The following is a 640-nucleotide window of genomic DNA, read 5'->3' as shown; positions in this document are numbered from 1 at the left end:
CCAGATCAACGCCACGCTCGACGCGCTGACCATTCGGCGGCAAGCGGCATCCAGGGCGCGCGGCCTGCGTATCCAGGGCGCGCAAGCCTATTCGGCCGGATCGAACGCGTTGGTCCAGGGCATGTTCGGCGCGGCGGCGCACGGCGTTGATTGGGCGAACAGCAACAAAGGCCAGTCGGGCGGCGGTGCGTCAGGCAATGCCTATGGCGTGTCCGGTTCGGACGGCATTTACTGATGCCGCAGGAACATAATCATACGCTGCTAACAGCGATCACCATAGCCGACAATCTTATCGCACGTGGTCTCCGCTGCCTTTTTCGCATCCTCTGCCGTAGCTTCCGCTTGGGCGGCACTAATCTCAGCACCGGCGGCGGAGCGCTTCGTACTGTCAAGTTCAGCCAGCGTCCGCACCTGCAGTGCTATCATGACAAGAAAGAGCAACGCCATCAGGACATAGCGGTTGCGAGCGAGCCAATCTATCAAGCGAGGCATCAGCGATGAGCCCGCGCTTGACGACGCCGCACGAATGCGCCGACGCCGAAGCCGAGCGTGCAAACAACCAGTCCGTCGAGAAAAGGTATCAAGATCGCAACCGGAAGCATGCGCCAGTTAAGAGCCGCCCCGGCCAGCATCCCGCGCG

Annotated in this window: 1 protein-coding gene; it reads left to right on the top strand. The window is 62.0% G+C overall.

The annotated features are described in order from the left end of the window. On the top strand, positions 1-235 hold a 235-nt coding region (locus AACY49_RS29865), incomplete at its 5' end, for a hypothetical protein (RefSeq protein ID WP_339527799.1). Positions 236-640: the final 405 nt, after the last annotated feature.

Origin of the sequence: Pseudomonas sp. EL_65y_Pfl2_R96 (assembly GCF_963970905.1) — a bacterium.
GTDB lineage: Bacteria > Pseudomonadota > Gammaproteobacteria > Pseudomonadales > Pseudomonadaceae > Aquipseudomonas.
The sequence above is the reverse complement of the archived record's forward strand: the minus strand, read 5'-3'. Positions and strand labels throughout refer to the sequence as shown.